Origin of the sequence: Rhizobium sp. NFACC06-2, from assembly GCF_900101425.1 — a bacterium.
Classification (GTDB): domain Bacteria; phylum Pseudomonadota; class Alphaproteobacteria; order Rhizobiales; family Rhizobiaceae; genus Agrobacterium; species Agrobacterium leguminum.
Genome location: NZ_FMVA01000045.1, coordinates 1 through 1008, shown reverse-complemented (window position 1 = coordinate 1008; position 1008 = coordinate 1). Strand labels below are relative to the sequence as shown.

Genomic DNA, 1008 nt, shown 5'->3' with positions numbered 1-1008 from the left:
CCGTCGCTCTCCGCGTTGGGGGGAAGGTTCACATGGCTCAATTCTCAATGGAAATTATGCGCCTAACCGGCTCAGTTCCGCGTGGAAACCAACAGCCTGTCAATAATAAGCAACGACGATCGGGACAAGTGGCTCATGAAGAGGATCCGAAGAATTGAGAAGGCAGGTGAAAACATGAATGCAGATCGACTCTTTACCCAAAGTGAATTGCACGGAAAATCGGCCGATCCGTTTATCCAGGACGGCGGGCATTCATTAATGGCGAGGCGGTGGTACTGAATGAGGAAGGCCGCCCGGACTTTGGAGCGCTGCAGCGCTGGCTCGGCAGAAGAGGGGGCAAGCGCGTTTCGACGGAGTCCGTTCTCTTCGCCTTTGACCTTCTCTATTTGGACGGTCACGATTTGATCCGGACCGAACTGTCAGTTCGCCGTCATCTCTTGACAGACTTGCTGGAGGGCGCCGTCGGTGCGATCCAGTTGTCCGAAGAGCCAGTTGTCCGAAGAGATAGAGGGAGACGACGCTGAGCTATTGGCCAAGGCCTACTCGATCGGCATGGGGGGCGTCATCGCCAAACATCGAGTTAGCCCCTACCGCCCTGGTCGGACCGGCGACTGGCTGAAGATCAAGTGCGTGCAGAGCAAGAGTTTCATGATCGTCGGCTACGAGCAGTCGGCGGTGGCGCGCGGCGGGATTGGCAGTTTGCTGCTGGCGGCTCGCCGGGACCACGATTGGTCTATGTCGGCGCCGTCGGCGCGGGCTTCAAGGAAAAGGATGCAGCCTACCTGAAGAAGACGCTCGACACACTGAAGACACGGACACCAGCCGTGCCGCTTAAAGGCAAGAACTACGTTTACGCGCAGCCGACCTTGATCGCGGAAATTGAATTCCGCGGCTGGACCGACGACGGTAATTGGCGACATGCATCTTACAAAGGGTTGCGCGAGATCCACAATGCCGCTGTTTATGACCTCAACTGAGCAAAGGGTTTCAGTGCGTCGGCGAGGTCTT

At 57.0% G+C, this 1008-nt stretch carries 2 protein-coding genes; both read left to right on the top strand.

Going from position 1 to position 1008, the window contains the following annotated elements; genetic code table 11:
* Window positions 1-206 precede the first annotated feature (206 nt).
* Window positions 207-524, top strand: coding sequence for an ATP-dependent DNA ligase (locus tag F3H58_RS27690; RefSeq protein ID WP_353619456.1), 318 nt, complete (start codon window positions 207-209; stop codon window positions 522-524).
* Window positions 525-626: 102 nt separating this feature from the next.
* Window positions 627-977: an ATP dependent DNA ligase gene (locus tag F3H58_RS27685; RefSeq protein ID WP_286170190.1), complete on the top strand. Its 351-nt coding sequence runs from the start codon at window positions 627-629 to the stop codon at window positions 975-977.
* The last annotated feature ends 31 nt before the right edge of the window (window positions 978-1008 follow it).